20 protein-coding genes and 1 tRNA gene are annotated in these 19611 nt (G+C 68.8%); 5 read left to right on the top strand and 16 right to left on the bottom strand.

Going from position 1 to position 19611, the window contains the following annotated elements; translation table 11 throughout:
- The first annotated feature begins 9 nt into the window (after positions 1–9).
- Positions 10–1269 carry a crosslink repair DNA glycosylase YcaQ family protein gene (locus tag LQZ87_RS03475; protein WP_230102069.1) on the top strand — a complete coding sequence of 420 codons (1260 nt, stop codon included), beginning with the start codon at positions 10–12 and terminating at the stop codon, positions 1267–1269.
- A complete protein-coding gene (locus tag LQZ87_RS03470) occupies positions 1266–1745 on the top strand; it encodes a hypothetical protein (RefSeq protein ID WP_230102068.1) in 480 nt (159 codons plus the stop codon). The genes LQZ87_RS03475 and LQZ87_RS03470 overlap by 4 nt, the downstream gene beginning before the upstream one ends.
- 9 nt (positions 1746–1754) lie before the next feature.
- On the opposite strand, the gene LQZ87_RS03465 is transcribed toward LQZ87_RS03470, so the two are convergent.
- The 3 genes from LQZ87_RS03465 to LQZ87_RS03455 form a co-directional block, all read right to left on the bottom strand.
- Positions 1755–2321, bottom strand: a complete 567-nt coding sequence (locus LQZ87_RS03465; RefSeq protein WP_230102067.1) for a LemA family protein — start codon at positions 2319–2321, stop codon at positions 1755–1757.
- Positions 2322–2392: 71 nt separating this feature from the next.
- Entirely contained in the window at positions 2393–3706 is a 1314-nt protein-coding gene (locus LQZ87_RS03460) for a D-arabinono-1,4-lactone oxidase (protein WP_230102066.1), read from the bottom strand.
- Positions 3703–4932 carry an alanine racemase gene (locus tag LQZ87_RS03455; protein WP_230102065.1) on the bottom strand — a complete coding sequence of 410 codons (1230 nt, stop codon included), beginning with the start codon at positions 4930–4932 and terminating at the stop codon, positions 3703–3705. Before LQZ87_RS03455 ends, LQZ87_RS03460 begins: the two co-directional genes overlap by 4 nt.
- Before the next feature lie 53 nt (positions 4933–4985).
- Between LQZ87_RS03455 and LQZ87_RS03450 the strand changes: the two genes are divergently transcribed.
- Positions 4986–5058: transfer RNA gene (locus LQZ87_RS03450), tRNA-Leu, on the top strand.
- Positions 5059–5123: 65 nt separating this feature from the next.
- Here the strand turns inward: LQZ87_RS03450 and LQZ87_RS03445 are convergent.
- The 9 genes from LQZ87_RS03445 to LQZ87_RS03405 form a co-directional block, all read right to left on the bottom strand.
- Positions 5124–6581 carry an FAD-dependent oxidoreductase gene (locus LQZ87_RS03445; protein ID WP_230102064.1) on the bottom strand — a complete coding sequence of 486 codons (1458 nt, stop codon included), beginning with the start codon at positions 6579–6581 and terminating at the stop codon, positions 5124–5126.
- Positions 6582–6637: 56 nt separating this feature from the next.
- Positions 6638–7933: a S8 family serine peptidase gene (locus tag LQZ87_RS03440; protein WP_230102063.1), complete on the bottom strand. Its 1296-nt coding sequence runs from the start codon at positions 7931–7933 to the stop codon at positions 6638–6640.
- Positions 7934–7944: 11 nt separating this feature from the next.
- Positions 7945–8466: a DUF501 domain-containing protein gene (locus LQZ87_RS03435; protein WP_230102062.1), complete on the bottom strand. Its 522-nt coding sequence runs from the start codon at positions 8464–8466 to the stop codon at positions 7945–7947.
- Between the two features lie 40 nt (positions 8467–8506).
- Entirely contained in the window at positions 8507–9031 is a 525-nt protein-coding gene (locus LQZ87_RS03430; RefSeq protein WP_230102061.1) for a septum formation initiator family protein, read from the bottom strand.
- 42 nt (positions 9032–9073) lie between these two features.
- Positions 9074–10354, bottom strand: a complete 1281-nt coding sequence (gene eno, locus LQZ87_RS03425) for a phosphopyruvate hydratase (protein WP_230102060.1) — start codon at positions 10352–10354, stop codon at positions 9074–9076.
- An 81-nt stretch (positions 10355–10435) separates the two neighbouring features.
- Positions 10436–11104: an O-methyltransferase gene (locus LQZ87_RS03420; RefSeq protein ID WP_230102059.1), complete on the bottom strand. Its 669-nt coding sequence runs from the start codon at positions 11102–11104 to the stop codon at positions 10436–10438.
- A 38-nt stretch (positions 11105–11142) separates the two neighbouring features.
- Positions 11143–12084, bottom strand: a complete 942-nt coding sequence (locus LQZ87_RS03415; protein ID WP_230102058.1) for a CPBP family intramembrane glutamic endopeptidase — start codon at positions 12082–12084, stop codon at positions 11143–11145.
- A complete protein-coding gene (locus LQZ87_RS03410; protein ID WP_230102057.1) occupies positions 12081–13076 on the bottom strand; it encodes a DUF1648 domain-containing protein in 996 nt (331 codons plus the stop codon). Before LQZ87_RS03410 ends, LQZ87_RS03415 begins: the two co-directional genes overlap by 4 nt.
- The gene (locus LQZ87_RS03405) at positions 13073–13441 is read right to left on the bottom strand and encodes a GntR family transcriptional regulator (RefSeq protein WP_230102056.1); all 369 of its coding nucleotides are present in this window, start codon (positions 13439–13441) and stop codon (positions 13073–13075) included. The genes LQZ87_RS03410 and LQZ87_RS03405 overlap by 4 nt, the downstream gene beginning before the upstream one ends.
- 102 nt (positions 13442–13543) lie before the next feature.
- Between LQZ87_RS03405 and LQZ87_RS03400 the strand changes: the two genes are divergently transcribed.
- Positions 13544–14017, top strand: coding sequence for a DUF4442 domain-containing protein (locus LQZ87_RS03400; protein ID WP_230102055.1), 474 nt, complete (start codon positions 13544–13546; stop codon positions 14015–14017).
- A 36-nt stretch (positions 14018–14053) separates the two neighbouring features.
- Positions 14054–15298: an APC family permease gene (locus tag LQZ87_RS03395; RefSeq protein WP_290368238.1), complete on the top strand. Its 1245-nt coding sequence runs from the start codon at positions 14054–14056 to the stop codon at positions 15296–15298.
- On the opposite strand, the gene LQZ87_RS03390 is transcribed toward LQZ87_RS03395, so the two are convergent.
- From LQZ87_RS03390 to nhaA, 4 genes are all read right to left on the bottom strand, one after another.
- Positions 15270–16073, bottom strand: coding sequence for an SGNH/GDSL hydrolase family protein (locus LQZ87_RS03390; protein ID WP_230102054.1), 804 nt, complete (start codon positions 16071–16073; stop codon positions 15270–15272). The genes LQZ87_RS03395 and LQZ87_RS03390 overlap by 29 nt on opposite strands.
- A gap of 202 nt (positions 16074–16275) precedes the next feature.
- Positions 16276–17529, bottom strand: coding sequence for an ATP phosphoribosyltransferase regulatory subunit (locus LQZ87_RS03385; protein WP_230102329.1), 1254 nt, complete (start codon positions 17527–17529; stop codon positions 16276–16278).
- A gap of 167 nt (positions 17530–17696) precedes the next feature.
- The gene (locus LQZ87_RS03380; RefSeq protein WP_230102053.1) at positions 17697–18356 is read right to left on the bottom strand and encodes a MazG family protein; all 660 of its coding nucleotides are present in this window, start codon (positions 18354–18356) and stop codon (positions 17697–17699) included.
- Positions 18357–18372: 16 nt separating this feature from the next.
- Positions 18373–19539, bottom strand: coding sequence for a Na+/H+ antiporter NhaA (gene nhaA / locus LQZ87_RS03375; protein WP_230102052.1), 1167 nt, complete (start codon positions 19537–19539; stop codon positions 18373–18375).
- Between the last annotated feature and the right edge of the window lie 72 nt (positions 19540–19611).

Here is a 19611-nt window from a genome sequence, read left to right as displayed (position 1 = left end):
GCTGACCGGGTGCCAGAGACACTCAGCGCCGCCCAGGCTCGTCGCGTCGCCCTGGCCGCCCAGGGGTTCACTCGTCGGCGTCCGGTGGCTCAGGTCTCCGCGCGCCACGTGCACCGAGCCATGGAGCGGCTCGGTGTGCTGCAGATCGACTCCGTGAACGTCTTCGCCCGCAGTCACTACCTGCCGCTCTTCTCGCGCCTGGGTGCCTACGACCCTGCACTGCTCGACCGCGTGTTCATGTCGCGCACGACGCACTACGTCGAATACCTCGCGCACGAGGCGACGTTCGTCCCCGTCGATGACTGGTCGCTGTGGCGGTTCCGCATGGACGACTTCCGACGGCGCTGGGCCGCGCCCGATTCGTGGGTGAGCCAGAACTCGCGCACGCTCTCGTGGGTGCAGGACGAGCTGCGCGATCGCGGGCCTCTGCGGCCGGCCGAGCTGCGTGCCGACGCGCCGCGGGAGCGCGGCACCTGGTGGGACTGGGACGAGGTGAAGCTGGCGCTCGAGCATCTGTGGCGCACCGGAGACGTCGCGATCAGCGGTCGACGCGGGTTCGAGCGGCTGTACGCGCTGGAGGAGCAGGTGATCCCGGCCGATGTACGCTCACGCGAGGTGCCGCGGCAGGATGCCATCCGCGAGCTCGTCCATCGAGCCGCACGATCTCAGGGCGTGGCGACGGAGTCCGACCTGGCCGACTACTACCGTGTCCGTGATCGCGTCTCGATTCGTCAGGCGATCGACGATCTGGTCGATGCCGGCGATCTGCAGCCGGTCCAGGTGCGCGGCTGGGAGCGGGGCGGTCGGCCGGTTCCGGCATGGATCCATCGCGAGGCCGTCGTGCCCCGACGAGTGGATGCCGCAGCCATCCTCACGCCGTTCGACCCGGTCGTATGGTTCCGTGATCGCGCGTTGCGCGCGTTCGATCTCGACTACCGGATCGAGATCTACGTGCCGGCGGAGAAACGCCGCTACGGGTACTACTCCCTGCCCGTGCTCGTCGGCGACCGGATCGTCGCGCGCATCGATCTGAAGTCGGAACGGGCTTCCTCGACGCTGCAGGTGCAGTCGGCCTGGTGGGAGCCGCAGGCGCGGCCCGGCGACGCCGACGCGATCGCCGACGAGCTCGCTCTGGCGGCTTCCTGGCAGGGCCTGGAGAACATCTCCGTCTCCGGGTGGGGCGATGCCTCGGATGCCGTGGCCGCTGCTCTGCACATCAATCGCGGCGGCGTGCTGCGGCACGTGCACGATCGGCAGCGTCAGGCGTGACCAGGAGGGCGCGCGTCGGCGTCGCGGCGATCATCGTCGTCGCACTCATCGTCGTCGCTGTCGTCGTGATCGCGCTGTGGCCGCGAGAGGGCGATTCGACAGCGCCGCGAGCCGGCTCAGGGGTGGCGTCCGAGCTCACCGATGACCAGTTGAGCGCTCTCGCGCGGCGGCCGTTCGACGCCCTCGTGGAGACCTGCGCGCAGCCGTCGACCGAGGTGTCGAAGGGCTGCGGCATCCGACTCCCCTGGGCTGCCGACTTCGCTGAGGTCGACGGCATCCGGTACCGCGTCGAAGCGCCGCCGACCCTGACGGTGACGCCTCCGACGTTCCGCGCGGACGACGGCATCCTCGTCGCGACCGTCACCGGAACGGGCATCGACGGCGCCACGAAGTCACTGACCTATCGCACGGAGAACTGGATGCTCCGCGGCGATGTGACGGTCAAGAACGCCGGGGTCGTGCTGTCGGCCTGGTGACCGTCTCGATCAGAATTGCACGCGCGGCGGCTCGGCGATCGCCGCGCCGTCGGCGACCTCGAAGAACTCGCGCTCGGTGAAGCCGAGGCTGCGGGCGAACAGGTTGTTCGGGAAGACCTTGATCTTCGTGTTCAACTCGCGCACACCGCCGTTGTAGAAGCGACGTGCGGCCTGGATCTTGTCCTCGGTGTCGACCAGCGCGTGCTGCACCTGCAGGAAGTTCTGGCTCGCCTGCAGCTGCGGGTACGCCTCGGCGACGGCGAACAGGCTCTTCAGCGCCTGCTGCAGATGGCCCTCGGCGATGCCCGCCTCCCCTGGACTGGTGGCTGCGAGTGTCTCGGCCCGAGCGCGCGTCACGTTCTCGAACACGGCCTTCTCGTGCGAGGCGTATCCCTTGACCGTCTCGATGAGGTTGGGGATGAGATCGGCTCGTCGCTTCAGTTGCACCGTGATGCCGCTCCAGGCCTCATCGACGCGGACGTTCAGCTGCACGAGGGAGTTGTACGTCGCCCAGAGATAGATGCCGATCAGCACCACGACGGCGACGACGATCAGTACCGGAATGAGCCATTCCATCTCAGGCAACCCCCTCGGAGCGAATTTCTTTCATCCTATCCAGGCACCCTGCGTGTGCACTGGGGATCGGGTCACTCACCGAGCACGCGATCCAGGTATGTGTTGGCGAATCGGCGAGCAGGATCGAGGCGATCGCGCAGCGCCGTGAAGTCATCGAACCGCGGGTAGCGTTCGCGCAGCCGGGCGGCGTCCAGCGTGTGCAGCTTGCCCCAGTGCGGCCGGCCGCCGTGCTCGAGGCAGATCTGTTCGACCGCCTCGAAGTACTCGGTCGGGTCTGCGCGCCAGTAGCGGTGGACCGCGATGTATCCGCTCGCTCTGCCGTGCGCGGTGGAGAGCCAGAGATCGTCGGATGCGGCGAAGCGCACCTCGATCGGGAACTCGATCTTCCATCCTCGTCGGCGGATGAGCGCCTGCACCTCCCGGAACGCCGGAGCGATGTTCTCGGCGGGGAGTGCGTACTCCATCTCGCGGAATCGCACCGTCCTGTTCTGGGTGAGCACCGTGTGCGAGCGGTCGATGTACTCGCGATCGCCGGTGAGCTTCACGGCCAGCCGGCTGAACGGGGGCGTGATGACGGGTGCGATCTGACCGGCGGCGCACACGACCCGGTAGACGCCGTTGGAGAGAAGCGACTCGTCGATCCAGCGCCCCAGCTTCGGCAGCGGGCGGCGCGGGGCGGACTCCGGCAGACGCGTCTGGCGCTTCGTGAGGGCGACCTCGGTGTGCGGGAACCAGTAGAACTCGAAATGGTCGGATGCCGCGACCCGCTCGTCGAGCGTCTCGAGCACCTCATCGAGCGGTGCCGGCTCGTCGATCGCGTGCATGACGAAGGCCGGCACGCACTGGAGGGTCACCTCGACGAGGATGCCGAGAGCCCCGAGCCCGAGCGCCACGGCGGGCAGCAGTTCGGCGTTCTCCGTCTCGCTGACACGCAGGAACTCGCCGTCGCCCGTGATCAGCGTGGCCGCGACGACCTGGGTGGCCAGGCCGCCGAACCCGGCACCGGTGCCGTGCGTTCCGGTGGAGATGGCGCCGGCGATCGACTGACGGTCGATGTCCCCGAGGTTCTGCATCGCGAGGCCGTGCGGCGCGAGCAGCCGCGGAATCCTGTGCAGCCGGGTGCCGGCGAACAGCGTCACCCTGGACTGCTCGGCGTCAACCGAGACCAGCCCCTGCATGTCGTCGAGTTCGAGCAGCACACCGGGTGCGACGGCGATGCCGGTGAAGCTGTGACCGGCACCGACAGCCTTGATGGGCAGGTTGTGGGCGATCGCGGCTCGCACTGCGCGCTGCACTCCCTCAGGGCTGCGCGGTCGTTCGACGCTGGCGGGCTTCACGGTCGCCGACCGGCCCCAGTTCTGCCAGGTGCCACCGGGTCTGGTCACAGGAACGTCTTCCCTTCGCCGCGGTAGGTCGGCAGTTCATCGATTACCTCGGTGCCGGAGACCAGGTGGTACGTCTCGATGCGCTCGGCCGGCTCACCGCTCTTGGCGTGCCGGAACCAGACACGGTCGCCGACGCTGAGCCCAGCCGCCGCACGACCCTGCAGCGGCGTCTGCACCTCGCCCGCAGCCTCACGCGGCATGGTGCGCAGTCCCTCGGGCCAGATCGCGCGCGGCTGGCGAGATGCGACGGCGGGGCCGGAGGCGATCCATCCGCCGCCGAGGACGGTGGCGATGTCGGCGGCCGGTCGCCGCACGACGTCGAATGCGAATGCACTCGCCGGCGCGGGGTGGAACGAGCGGTAGCCATCGAAGAGGTGCCCGCCGAGCAGCCCGCTGCCGGCTGACGCCTCGGTCACGGACTCGTCGCTGCCCGTGAACTCCAGAGATCCTGTGCCGCCCCCGTTGAGGAACTCGAGCGGTGCGATATCGGTGAGCGCGTCGGCGATCTCCGCTCGTCGGGTGCGGAGTTCGGCGCGCGAACGTGCCTGCACCGTGCGGATGATGGGGGAATCAGGGCCGTTGTCGCCCTGACCGGCGATCTGCGCCTCGTACATCTGCAGGCCGACGAGCTCGAACCCGGGCCGGGCGACGATCGTGCGCGCGAAGCGCGTCACGTCGGATGCCGTGAACAGGGGCGACCGGCGAACGCCGATGTGCCCGAGCGCCGATGAGCGCCACGACGCATCCGCGTCGATCGCGACCCTCACTGTGGCGCGGTCGCCCGGTGCAGCAATGCTGTCCACGAGGTCGAGGTGGGCGACGTCATCCACCATGAGCGTGATGCGGGATGCCGCCTCCTCGTCGTGCACGAGCCGCTCCAGGCTCGCCCGGTCGACGGTCGGATAGCCGACGACGATGTCGTCGTGGGTCTCGGCCAGCCAGAGCGCCTCGGCGAGCGTGAACGACAGGATGCCGCGGTACCCGGGGATCCGCAGCACGGCGTCGAGCACGGCACGCACCCGCACCGACTTGGAAGCCACGCGGATCGGGATGCCGCCGGCGCGGACGAGCATGTCCATCGCGTTGTGGCGCAGCGCATCGAGATCGATCACGCCGACAGGTGCAGGGAGGTGAGCCGTGGCCTCGGTCAGACGCGGCCACCATCGCGACGGGTCCTCCCAGGCACGATCGGCTGCGGACGTCGGCGGCGCGGTGAGGTCGAGCACTCCCCCACCATACGACCTCGGAGTCTCGAGACGCCCTAGGCTGAGGATGTCATGCCCCCATAGCCCAATGGCAGAGGCAGGCGACTTAAAATCGCTTCAGTCTGGGTTCGAGTCCCAGTGGGGGCACCGCCTCGAGAACGCAGAAACCGCCCTTCCCGAATGCGGGAGAGGGCGGTCTCTGCGTTGTCGCGTTACTTCGCGGCTGCCTTCGCAGCCTCGGCGGCCGAGACGGACGGCTTCGCCGGAGCCTTCTTCGCGGTCGCCTTGGCGGCTGCGGGCTTGTCAGCAGGCTTGGCCGCGGGAGCAGCATCCGCTGCCGGACGCGGACGCGCGGCGAACTCCTCGAAGATGTAGCGCGGGTTCTGCACGGTCTGCAGGTTCACGAGGTCGCGACCCAGCCACAGGTTGTTCCACCAGCCCCACAGGACGCGCCACTTGCGCTCCCACGTCGGCATCGCGAGGCCGTGGTAGCCGCGGTGCGCGACCCAGGCGACGAAGCCCTTGAGCGCGAGGTTGCCCGACTGGAAGACACCGTTGTAGAGGCCGAGACCGGCCACGGCACCGAGGTTCTTGTGGAAGTAGTCCTTGGTCTCCTCGCCGCGCAGGACCGCGGTGAGGTTCTTCGCGAGGCGCTTGGCCTGACGAACGGCGTGCTGTGCGTTCGGGACGCAGTAGCCGCCCACGCCGCCACCCGAGAGATCGGGAACGGCGGAGACATCACCGGCCGCCCAGGCGCCCTCGACGAAGGCTTCTGGCGTGCCGACGCGGAGGTCGGCACGGGTCTGGATGCGACCGCGCTCCTCCGCGGGAAGGTCGCCGCCGCGGACCACCGTCGGATTCGCCATGACGCCCGCGGTCCAGATGATGAGGTCGGTCGGGATGACCTCGCCGGTGGAGAGTGCTACGTTGCCGCCCTCTGCACCCTGAACCTGCGTGTCGAGGTGCACGTACGCGCCGCGCTTGGCGAGGTCCTTGAGCACCCACTCGCTCGTCTTCTGCGAAACCTCGGGCATGATGCGCCCCATCGCCTCGATGAGGTGGAAGTGCGTGTCGTCGAAGGTCAGCTGCGGGTACTTGCCGACCAGCGACGAGGCGAGCGAGCGGAGCTCGGCGAACGCCTCGATGCCGGCGAAGCCACCACCGACGACGACGACCGTGAGCAGACGGTCGCGCTCGGGGCCCGCAGGCAGCGATGCGGCCTTGTCGAAGTTCGACATGAGGCGGTCGCGGACCGCAACGGCCTCTTCGATGGTCTTCAGACCGATCGCGTTGTCGGCGATGCCCGGGATCGGGAACGTGCGCGACACGGCACCGGCGGTGACCACGATCTGGTCGTACTCGAACTCGTACGACTCACCGAGCGGAGGTGTGATCGTGGCGACCTTCTTCGCGTGGTTGATGCCGGTCACCTTGGCGGTGATGACGTTCGTGCGCTTGAGGTGACGGCGGTGAGCGACGACAGCATGACGCGCCTCGATCGAGCCGGCCGCGACCTCCGGCAGGAACGGCTGGTAGGTCATGTAGGGCAGCGGGTCGACCATGGTGACCTCTGCCTCGCCCTTGCGGAGGTGCTTCTCGAGCTTCCACGCCGTGTAGAAACCTGCGTAGCCGCCACCGACGACCAGAATCTTGGGCACGCTGCTGTTCATAGGCACAGTGTTCACTCGCTCAGTGCTGTTCTCAGGCACAGAAGGACAACTCCTCGTCAGGCTGCTGGCGTGCTTGGCTTGCGCGCCGATCGGATGCGCCGGGCAGCTGCGGTGACGCCTAGCGCAATCAGAATACCAGGGACTGTGAGCACCAAGAGCGGCAGAGTACCGTAGCGCAGCGACTCGGCACTCGGAATCAGCGGAGAACCGGGCTCGCTGGGCGGATCGGCGGCCGGCAGCGGCAGCACCTCGGCCGGTTTCACCTCCGGCTCAGGGGCCGGTGCCGCGTCCGCGCGGCGGTAGAGCCGCACCCATTCGGCGAGATCGCCCATCGGATTCTTGTCGACCAGGGGCAGCGACGTCTTCACCGCTGCGGCGGCATCGAGCAGGCCGTATCCGTACAGCGGATCCGGCAGGTCCGTCACGCCCTCGACGGGGATCGCGGTCTTGATGATGCGGTTGATCACGTTCGCGGCATCCAATTCGGGGTGAGCCGACCGGATCAGAGCGGCGGCACCGGCGACGATGGGCGCCGCACCACTCGTGCCGCGCCAGGAGGCCAGCTCGCCATCGGCCGAGACGCCGAGAAGGCCCTCACTGGGCGCAGAGATGCCGATCGTGATGCCCTGCGTCGAGGCTTCGACGCTGGCTGTCCCCGTCTGGTCGACGCCGCCGACGGTCAGCACGCCGGGGATCGTCGCCGGTGCACCGATCATCGACGTGCCGCTGCCGCGGTTGCCCGCAGCGACCACGACCACGACGTCGTGCTCATAGGCGTACAGGAACGCGTCGTCCCAGCTCTCATCCCAGTCGAGCGTGTTCGTCGTGAAGGACATGTTGATGATGTCCGCGCCGTTGTCGACAGCCCACCGGATGCCCTTCGCGACCTGATCGACGAAGGGGACGGATGCCGATGCTCCGAAGCCGATCGACACCGACAACAGGTTCGCCTCCGGCGCGACGCCGATCATTCCGGTGCCATCCGTCTTGCCGCGCCCGGCCGCGAGTGACCCGACCCAGGAGCCGTGGTCGCCGTCGACCACGCCCACGGGCGAGCGTCCGTCCGGCGACCCGCTCCCCGACACGTCGGTGCCGCCGACGACAGCATCGCCGAACACCGAGGGCACCTTGCCGATGCCGGTGTCGATGACGGCGATCGTCACGCCCTTGCCCCGCGTCGTCTGCCAGGCTTCGCGGATGCCGGCGCCGTCGAGCCAGTACTCCAGCGCCCGCACCGGATCGGTCGGGTCGTCGGGAATCGGCGGGGTGGGCGTCGGCGATGGTGTCGCCGTCGCTCCGGTGAGCAGAACGGATGCCGCGACCGCAACCGCTGCGACGGTGCCTCGCAGCATCGCCTTCCACCTCATCGCGTCGCGGCTCCCGGATCCTCGCATTGGCAGCGCTCGGGCGACCAGCTCGAGCGCTCGAGCGCGGCATCCCCGATCGGATTCACGCCGGGGCCGGCGGCGAGCGCGTGTCCGGCGAGTGCATGCAGGCACTTCACGCGCGTGGGCATGCCACCGGCGGAGATGCCGTCGATCTCCGGCACCTCACCGAACTGCGCACGGTCGGCCAGGTAGGCCTCGTGCGCCGCGCGATAGGCGTCGGCGACCGTCTCGTCCGCTTCCAGCAGCGCGGCGAGCTCTGGCATCACCTGAGTGGCCTCGAGCGTCGACATGGCCGCGGTGGCCGCCGGATGGGTGAGGTAGTAGAACGTCGGGAACGGCGATCCGTCATCGAGACGGGGGCTGGTGGCGACCACGGTCGGATTCCCGCAGACGCACCGAGCGGCGATCCCGACGACGCCGCGCGCCCGGCGACCGAGCTGCGCCGACACCACGTCGATCTCGGCAGGCGTCGGCAGGGCGAAGGGGGGCGTCGTCACCGTCACAGCCTACGGGAGCCCCACCTGGGAAACCCGTGGACTACTCCGCGGACGTGGCGTTCTGAGCGAGCCCGGCACCGGCGACGGAGCGCAGCAGCTGCGGCATCCAGTCCGCCGGCGTCTCCTCCAGTTCGTCGCTCACCGGCGCCTGTTCCTGCGGAAGAGATGCCGGGTCCAGATCGTTGTCCACGAGGTACACGACCTCGCCGGGTTTGACGTAGTACAGCCGCTCGCGCGCCTGCGTGGTGATGTACGCCGGGTCGTCCCAGCGTTCACGCACCTGCTCGAGCTCCTCGATCTGCTCGGCACTCACCTGCACCGATGCCTCGAGCGCCGCGATCTTCTGCCGCTGGTCGATGTAGGTGCCGAGCGTCGGCACCAGGACCCAAGCGCCCAGGATCACCAGCGAGAGCATGATGACCATGAATCCGGACAGGCGGATGCCCGAAGCCCAGTCGCGAACGTCGACCTGAGGCCGTCGGGATGCGCGCTCCGCCTGAGCACGCTGTGCCTGTGCAACAGACGGTGCCTGAACACGAGAAGGGGGAACCGGACGCCTGGCCATGGTTCCCCCTTCTGTCGTGTCTCAGCTGCGCTGCGTCAGCATTCAGCCCTGGAACCGGGGGAACGCCGAGCGACCCGCGAACACGGCGGCGTCCGCGAGGTCCTCCTCGATGCGCAGAAGCTGATTGTACTTCGCGACGCGCTCGCTGCGAGCGGGCGCACCGGTCTTGATCTGACCTGCGTTCGTAGCGACGGCGAGGTCGGCGATCGTGGTGTCCTCGGTCTCACCCGAACGGTGCGACAGCATGGCGGTGTAGCCGGAGCGCTGGGCGAGGCTGACGGCGTCGAACGTCTCGGTCAGGGTGCCGATCTGGTTGACCTTGACCAGCAGCGAGTTGGCGACGCCGCGCTTGATGCCGTCGGCGAGACGCTGCGGGTTGGTGACGAACAGGTCGTCTCCGACCAGCTGGACCTTCGAGCCGAGCGCGTCGGTGAGGAGCTTCCAGTTGTCCCAGTCGTCCTCGGCGAGGGCGTCTTCGATCGTGACGATCGGGAAGTCATTGACGAGACCCTGGTAGTACTCGATCAGCTCGGGGCCAGACCAGTCCTTGTTGTCGAGGCGGTACACGCCGTCGCTGAAGAACTCGGTGGCGGCGACGTCGAGGCCGAGGGCGATGTCCTTGCCCGGGGTGAAGCCGGCCTTCTCGATCGCCTTGATGAGGAACTCGAGACCCTCGCGGTTGCTGGGCAGGTCGGGGGCGAAACCGCCCTCGTCGCCGAGGCCGGTGGCGTAGCCGGCGGCCTTCAGCTCGCTGCGCAGCACGTGGTAGGTCTCGACGCCCCAGCGGAGCGACTCGGAGTACGTCTCTGCGCCGATCGGGGCGAGGAAGAACTCCTGCATGTCGATGCCGTTGTCGGCGTGCTCGCCGCCGTTGATGACGTTGAACAGCGGCACGGGCAGAACGTGCGCGTTCGGTCCGCCGAGGTAGCGGTACAGCGGCAGGTCGGCGCTGTCCGCGGCGGCCTTGGCCACGGCGAGGCTCACGCCCAGGATGGCGTTCGCACCGGTGCGCTTCTTGTTCTCGGTGCCGTCGGTCTCGTTGAGGATCTCGTCGACGATGCGCTGCTCGCTCGCCTCGACGCCCTCGATCGCAGGGCCGAGCTCGTCGATGATGGCCTCGACGGCCTTCAGGACGCCCTTGCCGCCGTAGCGGGACTTGTCGCCGTCACGAAGCTCATACGCCTCGAATGCGCCGGTGGATGCGCCGGAGGGGACAGCTGCCCGCTGGACGATGCCGTCGTCGAGGAGCACCTCCACCTCGACGGTCGGGTTGCCGCGGGAATCCAGAATCTCGCGTGCGCCTACAGCCTCGATGAGTGCCACGTATGTGCTCCTTGCTCAGAGAAAGGGTGGTGTGTGGAGCGTCGTCGATCCGTCGCCAGTCTAGTGCGCGGCATCCGCCCGTCACAGGACGAGAGCGAGCGCGACGCCGTCCCAGCCCTTGATCCCGACGGTCTGCAGCGCCGTGGCGTCGAAGCGCGGATCGTCGGCCAGCATCCGCAGACCGTCGCGGGTGCCGATCACCATCGGGTCGGTCGTGTCGTCGTCGACGATCTCGCCCTCACGGCCGATGTTGTCGACGATCACGACGGTTCCGGACTGACCGAGACGTGCGGCCCAGTCGAGGTAGATCGTGTTCGACTCCTTGTCAGCGTCGATGAAGACGAGGTCGAACGGATCCGAGCCTTCGAGGGTCGGGAGAACGTCTGCTGCGCGCCCGATGCGGATCGCCACACGATCGCCGACTCCTGCTGCGTCGATGTTGGTTCGTGCGATCGCCGCGTTCGCCGGCTCCGCCTCGATCGTCACGACCTCTCCCCCGTCGCCGACGCCTCGCGCGAGCCAGATCGTCGAGTAGCCGCCCAGCGTGCCGATCTCGAGCACGCGCCGCGCGCCGCTGAAGCGTGCGAGCAGGTTCAGCAGCTTGCCGCTGACCGGCGCGACCTCGATCTCGGGAAGCCCGGCGTCATGCTGCGCGGCGAGCGCCGCGTCGAGACCGGGGTCGTGTCCGACGAGCAGATCGGAGAGGAACTCATCGGTGCGGCGCCAGTTCGCCGGTGTGGATTCGGCCATGGCTCCACCCAACCCCGCCCGGTCGATGCCGTCAAGGCTCAGGAGCGCGGCGGCGAGAGCAGCCGCCCTGGGGCTCCGGCGAGCTCCGGCTGCCGACGGAACTGGCCCGTCACTGCGAGCACGACGGCCGCGATGGCGCAGACGATCCATCCGGCGACGCCGAGGGAGCCTGCGACCGCCATGTCGAAGGTCGTGCCCGATGCGTAGAGCAGCGTGATGAGCGCGGCGGACGCGTTCATCATGCCGTGCGCGAAGACAGCGGGCCACACCGACGCCGAGCGCAGGCGCAACCAGCCCAGCAGGATGCCCCAGGCGATGCATCCGCCCGTCATGAACAGCACGCCGGTGAGGTCGAACCGACCGAAGTTGTAGCCGAGCAGGATGATCGGTGCGTGCCAGACGCCCCAGATCGCTCCGCTGAGCAGTAACGAGGGCCAGGTGCCGAGCGGCCGGAGCGCCGGCACGAGGAATCCCCGCCATCCGAGCTCCTCCCCGAAGGCGACGACGGCGTTGACGGTCGTGGCTGCGATCGGGATGAGCACGAGCTGCGACAGGATCGCGAGACCGGCGGGCGGCACGGGCGCACCGGCAGGCGCGACCTCCGCCAGCACGTCGGCGTAGCCCGAGAAGTGCACGAGGTCGAGCTGCACCCAGCCGAACAGCGCCGCCACCGCGACGGATGCCACGACGAGCACGAGCGGTGCGAACAGGCCGACGACGATCATCCAGACGACGCGCTTCGCCGGGCGCAGCGGCCACATGCCGAGGAATCGCAGTCTCTCGCCCGCCGGCACGGGACGCAGCACGAGCATCACTATGACGACGGCGATCGTCGGAGTGAACATCATCAGCGGGACGAGAACGCCGAACAGCGGACTCGCGAGTCCGCCATCCATCCACAGGGGCAGGGCGACGAGCCAAGCGAGCCCCAGGGCCAGGATGACGAACGAGATGGTGGCGATCGGGCGGATGCGGGTCATGAGCTGACTCCCTTCACTGCAGTGGACAGAACGGCGGCTGCGGTCGCGGCATCGTCGACGGTGACGACGAATCGGCGGCCGCTCCGGCGCGTCACCTGAAGACCGTCGCCTGTACGCAGGACCACCCCCATCCGACCGTCGACCGCGATGCGCACGCCCCACCCGCCGAAGTCGCCCATCGGGTTGACGGACACGGCGCGCACGTCGGTGATGTCCGATGCCGGGATGCTCCAGCGCGGCCAGCCGGCGATCGACCGCACCCGCAACCCCTCGGCGCTCACTCGGACTCGGAACACGAGGCTCGTGGCGATCAGCACGATCACGAGCAGCGTCGCCGCTGCCAGGATCCAGCCGACCCCGACGTCCATCACGAACACCCAAGCGGTCGTGGCGGCCAGGAGCAGCACCGCCAGCACCAGTCCGATGACGCCGGGTCGCCCCATGGCCGCCGTTCCGAACCAGGCGGCGCGTTCCCCTGGCGCCAGGCCCAGCTGCACGGCGCGGCGCGTGGCAGGTGACATCGTCACGTTCGGCTGCAGGAACCAGCCGACGACCCCGAACACGAGCATCCCGCTGAAGCCGATCGCCATGACGATGCCGATGCCCGCGCCGTCACCGCCGCCGCGCTGCACGGCGACGGAGCCGACGGATGCCGAGGCGATCAGCACGGAGGCGCCGAGTGACACCGCTGCGAGAAGCCGGCAGGTCATGCCCCACGCCTCGCGCATCAGGCCGAGCACGGGGAGCGTCAGAAGCAGCGGGACGCCGAGCCCGACGATGAGTTGAAGCCAGATGTACATGTCGGGGCTGCCGAAGCCGTCCGGTCCGTTGGGCCCCCAGTGCGTGACGACCCGGTCGGGCAGCTCAGGGAGCCAGATGAGGATCGGGGCGAGCGCGGCGGCCGCGATCACGAGAGGGGCCGCGAGTCCGACGAAGAGGAAAGCCCGCCGCGCGCGGCGCAGGTCTGCGGGGCGCTGTTCGGATGTGTTCATGAGTCGACCTCCGTGACGACGACGGCCTCTGTGATCAGAGCGGCCAGAGTTGTGGACGAGATTCCGAGAGAGGCTGCGCGGCGGACGAGATCCGCGACGTCCCCGGCGAGTTCCGCGAGTGGAGCAGCGGATGCCGAGATCACGGCACCGCGTCCGCGTCGAAGGTCGACCAGACCCTCGTCGCGCAACTGCTGGTAGGCGCGCAGCACCGTGTGCAGATTGATGTCGAGCGCTTCTGCCACGTCGCGCGCTGTGGGCAGTCGATCGCCTGGCCCGACGCGTCCGGCGAGGATGTCGCCGCGCACAGAGGACGCGACCTGCTCGAACAGTGGTCGCGTGCTGTCCGCGTCGATTCTGATCAGCATGGCGCCCCTTTCCTTGTGTGACTAATTCTAGTACTACTAGAACAACTGTGATAACCCTGCAAACACTTTCGGGCGCACGGAGCGGATCGCCAGACTGAGATCATGAAGATCACTCCGCGTCGTCTGGCGCTCGGCATGAGCCTGTGGATCCCGAACCTGTTCACCGGCATCCGCATCCGCCGGTTCAGCGACGACTGGACGCACGCGACGGTCGAACTGCACGTCAACGTCCTCACCCGCAACTACGTGGGGACCGCCTTCGGCGGGTCCATGTCGGCGATGACCGACCCGTACTTCTTCATGCTCGTGATGCACCAACTCGGACGCGATTACGTCGTGTGGGACACCCGCGGCGAGATCGAGTTCCTCAAACCGGGCCGCGGGGTGCTTACGGCGCACTTCCACGTCTCGAAGGAGCGTGCGGAACAGATCCGTGACCGAGCCCACGGCGGCCAGAAGGTGCTCGAGTGGTTCGAGACCGAGATCACCGATCGCGACGGCGACGTCGTGGCGAAGGTGCGCCGCGAGGTGTACGTCCGCGAGAAGAGACGGGTAACCAGCGCGCGTACGAGCTGATCCCGATCGTTCACCTGCGCGTGCCACGATGAACGGGTGCAGCTCGCCCGACGCCTGACCCTCACCGACGCGGTGGCCGTCGGACTCGGCTCGATGATCGGCGCAGGAGTATTCGCCGTCTGGGGCCCGGCGCTCGAGGCCGCAGGGTCTGGACTGCTCATCGCCCTCGCGATCGCCGCGGTCGTAGCCTTCTGCAACGCCACCTCGTCGGCCCAGCTCGCTGCCGTGCACCCGGTCGCCGGTGGCACGTACGCGTATGCGCGTGCGGAGATCGGCCCGTGGTGGGGCTTCATCGCCGGATGGTGCTTCGTGATCGGCAAGCTCGCCAGCTGCGCGGCGATGGCGATGACCTTCGCGGCGTACGCGGCCCCCGCCGGGTGGGAACCGCTCGTCGCCGCCGTCGCCGTCGCCGCTCTCGCGACCGTGAACTGCTTCGGCGTGACGCGCACGGCACTGCTGACCCGCATCCTCGTCGCCGTCTCCCTGCTCGGACTCGCCGTCGTCGTCGCGGTCGGGTTCGCGTCGGTGCCGTCCTCGGGACCCGCTCCCCTGTCCGATCTCACCGCGTACGGCGTGCTGCAGGGCGCCGGGCTGCTGTTCTTCGCGTTCGCGGGGTACGCGCGCATCGCCACGATGGGTGAGGAGGTCGTCGACCCAGCGCGCAGCATCCCGCGCGCGATCGTCCTGGCGCTGACCGGAGCCCTGGTCGTCTACGTGCTCGTCGCCGTCGTCGTCCTGCTGACGCTGGGTGCGGATGTCTCGGCCCATACCGCTCCTCTGGCAGCCGTCGTCGATGCCGCAGGGCTGACGGGGCTGGAACCCGTCGTCCGCATCGCCGCAGCCGCGGCATCGCTCGGCGCTCTGCTCGCCCTCCTGACCGGCATCGGACGCACCACGCTCGCGATGGCACGGGAGTCCGATCTGCCACGGTTCCTCAGCGCGGTGCATCCGCGCTGGCGGGTGCCCTATCGTGCCGAAATCGCTGTCGCGATCATCGTGATCGTGATCGTGCTCGTCGCCGACCTGCGTGGCGCGATCGGATTCTCGTCGTTCGGCGTGCTGCTGTACTACCTGATCGCGAATGCCGCGGCGTTCCGGCAGGCGGGCGCCGCGCGCCGCTATCCGCGCGCGCTGCAGGTGCTCGGCGTGCTGGGCTGCCTCGTTCTCGTGAACACCCTGCCGGTACTCGCATCGCTGATCGGCACGGGTGTCCTGCTCATCGGCGTGGCCTACCGGATGCTGCGACTGCGCCTCACGCGGGCATCGACGCCGTCGCCCTGACAGCGGGCGCGGCGAGCGCCATCTCCACGGCGGGCAACAGGGCCTCTGCCGTACGGCGGTAGCCGGCGGCGCTCGGGTGGAATCGGTCGAGACCGAACATCTCATCCGGCTGCTCGCGGAACGTCGGACCCACCGCCTGGCGCAGGTCGACGGGAACGGCCCCTGTACGCCAGGCGACCTTGGTCTGCTCGAGCGCGAGCCGGTGCGACATCCGCGAGAGCAAAGAGCGCAGCGGCTGCGGCACCGGCTGCAGGGTGCCGAGGTCTGGGCAGGTGCCGACGACCACCGGAGTGCCGCGCTCCTGGAGGCGGGTGATGGCCCTTTCGAGCTCGGCCGCCGCCGACCACGGCGGCACGAGATGCGTGACGTCGTTGCCGCCGATCACGATCACGGCGACGTCGGCACGGTAGTCCTCCGGCAGCGCGTCGAGCTGCCCGGCGAGCGCCGTGGACTCCGATCCCACGACGGCTGCCGTTCGCAGCCGCACGGGGCGCAGCATCCGTTTGGCTACGGCCTTGGCGATCCGCCCGCCCAACGTCTCCTTGCGCCGCTCAGCACCGAGACCGGCGGCGAGCGAGTCGCCGAGCAGCAGCAGTTCGATCGGCGTGCCGTCGAGGGACTTCTTCCACACGCGATCGGCGTCGATCGACTCCTCACCCAGCGGCTTGCCGATTCGACGCCGCGCGATCGCGGCCTGACGGGTCAGCAGAGTCCGGATGCCGAGCGCGACGAGGCCAAGCGCTGCCGCAGCTGCCAGGATGCGCGCCCTGATCATGCGCCCATTCGACAGGAACCGCGTGAACGCGGCATGAACGCCCGGGGTCGCGAGACAAGGTCGGAGCGGGCGGGAGCCGGTGGCCCGGCAGCCCCGGTACACCTGCACGACGCGGGTACGGATGTACGACTGAAACCGCGGATGCGTCGTGCAAGTGTTCCCGGGTCGTGCAGGTGTTCCCGAGACCGGACGGCGGCGAGGGTCAGTTGAGCGGCTTGATCTCCAGCGATCCGGGATCGGTGCCGGCCGACACTGTTGCGAACGCGGTGTAGCCATCGGCGGCCGAGCGATCGAGCAGCGCCTTGAAGTTCTTCACGCGGCGCTCCAGCCGCACCCGACCCTGCGCCATGAGCGCGGCCTTGTGGGCGATGAGCTCGGCCAGCGGCACGTCGGCGTCGTGGACGAGCACGATGGCCCTGGTTCCGGCATCCGCCTCGGGTTCGAGCAGATCGGCGAGGCGTTCGAATCCGAGCGAGAACCCGACGGCTGGGACCTGCTGGCCGAGGAATCGGCCGATCATGCCGTCATAGCGTCCGCCGCCGCCGAGCGAGTACGACACCGAGGGGTGCGCGAGCTCGAAGATCGTGCCGGTGTAATAGCCCATGCCTCGCACGAGGAAGGGATCGAAGATGAGGGGGATGTCGGCAGCGCCGGTACCGACGGCGACGGCCTCGCCGATGCCGACCAGGTGCGCGACGATCTCGTCCGGCGCGTTCTCCGGCAGAGCCTTGCGGATCTGCCGCTCGCCGTACGGGTTGTACTCCATGGTCTGCGGGCGGCGGAGATACACCTCGAACGCGTCGACGGCGGATGCAGTCGCCCCGCGCTCGCGCAGCTCGGAGACGATGCCATCAGGGCCGATCTTGTCGAGCTTGTCGATCGTGATCAGCACTCCGGGACGCTCGTCGGCGGAGAAGCCGAAGGCATCCAGCATCCAATCGAGCACGCGGCGATCGTTGACGCGGACCGTCGCGCCGTCCAGTCCCAGCGCGCCGAGCGCGTCGAGGGATGCCACAATCAGCTCGGCCTCGGCGCGCGCCGAGTCGTCCCCGATGATGTCGATGTCGCACTGCACGAACTGGCGATAACGGCCCTTCTGCGGGCGCTCGGCGCGCCAGACCGCGCCGATCTGGATCGCACGGAAGACCGTGGGCAGCTGGCCGCGGTTACTGGCGTAGAAGCGGGCCAGGGGGACGGTCAGGTCGTAGCGGAGCCCGAGGTCGCTGAGCGCGGCGGGATCGTCGGCTGCTTCGCGGATCGCGTCGGCATCCAGACCGCGGCGCAGGATGTTGTACGACAGCTTCTCGTTGTCGCCGCCGATGCCGGCGTGCAGGCGGTCGTACTCCTCGACGACGGGCGTCTCGATCTCGTCGAATCCATGCGCCAGGTAGCGTTCGCGGATGACGGAGAGCAGGCGCTCACGACGGGCCTTGTCGGCGGGGAGGATGTCGCGCATGCCGCGCGGCGGGTTCACAGTAGCCACGCCTCTATCTTTCCAGGTGTCGTCGGCGGCTCGCACGCCGGCACAACTTCGGATGCCGCGGGCGACACGCCGCGAATCAGCGGCACACAGCGGAGTGTCGGGCGCCGAGTCCGAAGTTGTGCACGGGGAACCCGGCGGCGTCAGGCTTCGGCGTCGCGGACCTCGTCCTCGAGCAGCCGCAGGCGCTCGCGCAGGGCGCGCTCGGCGTCCCAGCCGTTCGCGCGGGCCGTGGCGGTGAGCGTCAGCAGCAGGTCGCCGAGCTCCTCCTCCGTCTCCGGCGCTGCGCCGATCTCGGCCGCGTCGTGTGCGGCGAGCGCGACCTCTTCCCCCGCTCCCACCGAAGCCGCGCGACCCAGCACCTTCTGCGCACGCGCCAGCGACGGCATCGCCGATGGCACACCATCGAGCACGCTGCGGCGCTCGCGCTTCTCGGCCGCCTTCGCGGCGTTCCAGTGCACGAGCACCTCATCCGGAGTGGTCGCGACGGCATCGCCGAACACGTGCGGATGCCGTCGCACCATCTTCTCGGTCAGAGTCTGGGCCACGTCGTCGATGTCGAACGGGTCATCCGGATCCTGCGCTGCGATAGCGGCATGGAACAGCACCTGCCACAGCAGGTCGCCGAGCTCCTCCCGCAGATCCGCGCGCGTACCGCCCTCGACGGCGTCGATGACCTCGTGCGACTCCTCGATCAGGTACGGCACGAGGTCGCGATGCGTGATCTGCTGCGACCACACGCAGCGCTCGCGCACGGCCTTCATGGTGTCGGCGGCGCCGCGCAGCGCGTCGATGTCGGTCATCGCATCCTCCAGATCGTCAGGAACTCGCAGCCGTCACCTTGCGGTGCCACGCCGCCCTGGCGGAGACGACGAACCCGGCGAGCACCACGGAGATCAGCGATCCGACGAGCACACCGAGGATCGCCTGGTCGCGGGTTGCGGGGTCGCTCGCGAACGCCAGGTTGGCCAGCAGCAGCGACACGGTGAACCCGATGCCGCCGAGCGTCCCGGCGGCGAGCAGATCGGTGACCGTCAGAGCGGGGGGCCGGCCACGGGAGCCGATCCGAATCGCGATCCAGCCGAACGCGGTGATGCCGATGATCTTGCCGAGCGGAAGAGCGACGGCGATGCCGAAGAACGCCGGCGAGAGCTCGGACGGAGACACTGCGGGGATCACCACGAACGCTGCCGCGAACGCGAAGATCGGCAGGATCGCACCGTTCACCCACGGTTCCAGCACGTGACGGGCTCTCATCGACGGCGACTGCGCGATCGCGAGTCCGAGCATGACGCCGGCGATCGTGGCGTGGATGCCGGACAGCAGCACCAGCGCCCAGACCACCACACCGATGATGATCATGGCCGTGATGATGATCCAGGAGCGCTTGTCCGGCAGCATCCGGGACAGGAAGCCGAACGCGACGACGCCGACGATCGCGAGGACGAGGTACAGCCAGTTCAGATCGTGCGCGAACAGCACGGCGATGAAGACGATGCCGATGATGTCGTCGAGGATCGCGAGCGCGAGCAGGAAGACGCGCACGGCTGCGGGCAGTCCCTTGCCGAATACGGCGAGGACGCCCAGGGCGAAAGCGATGTCGGTGGCGGTGGGGATCGGCCAACCGGATGCAGTCGCATCTCGACCTGCGATGACGAGGTAGATGATGATCGGCACGAGGACGCCACCCGCTGCGGCGATGGCCGGCTGCAGCGCCTTGCCGAAGGAGTTCAACTCGCCTCGGGTGAGTTCGTACTGGAGCTCCATCGCCACGACGAAGAAGAAGATCGCCAGCAGGCCGTCCGAGATCCAGTGCGCGACCGACAGGTCGATGCCGGTCCCCGGAATCGCGATGTGGAAGCCCAGCACCGCATCGATCGGGCCGAAGCTCGGGAGATTCGCGAGGAGAATGCCCAACGCGGCGGCGACAAGGAGCAGCACGGCAGGGAACTGCTGCGAGCGCAGAAAGTTTCGGGTATCAGACATCCGCTCCATGCTATGCCCCGGTCGTCACGCCTCGTCACGTGGTCGGGACTGCCGCCAGGACGCCGCTAACCT

This window comes from Microbacterium sp. Bi121 (assembly GCF_918698005.1).
Taxonomy (GTDB): Bacteria; Actinomycetota; Actinomycetes; order Actinomycetales; family Microbacteriaceae; genus Microbacterium.
Note: the sequence above shows the minus strand (reverse complement) of the source record. Positions and strands in the feature narration are given on the sequence as shown.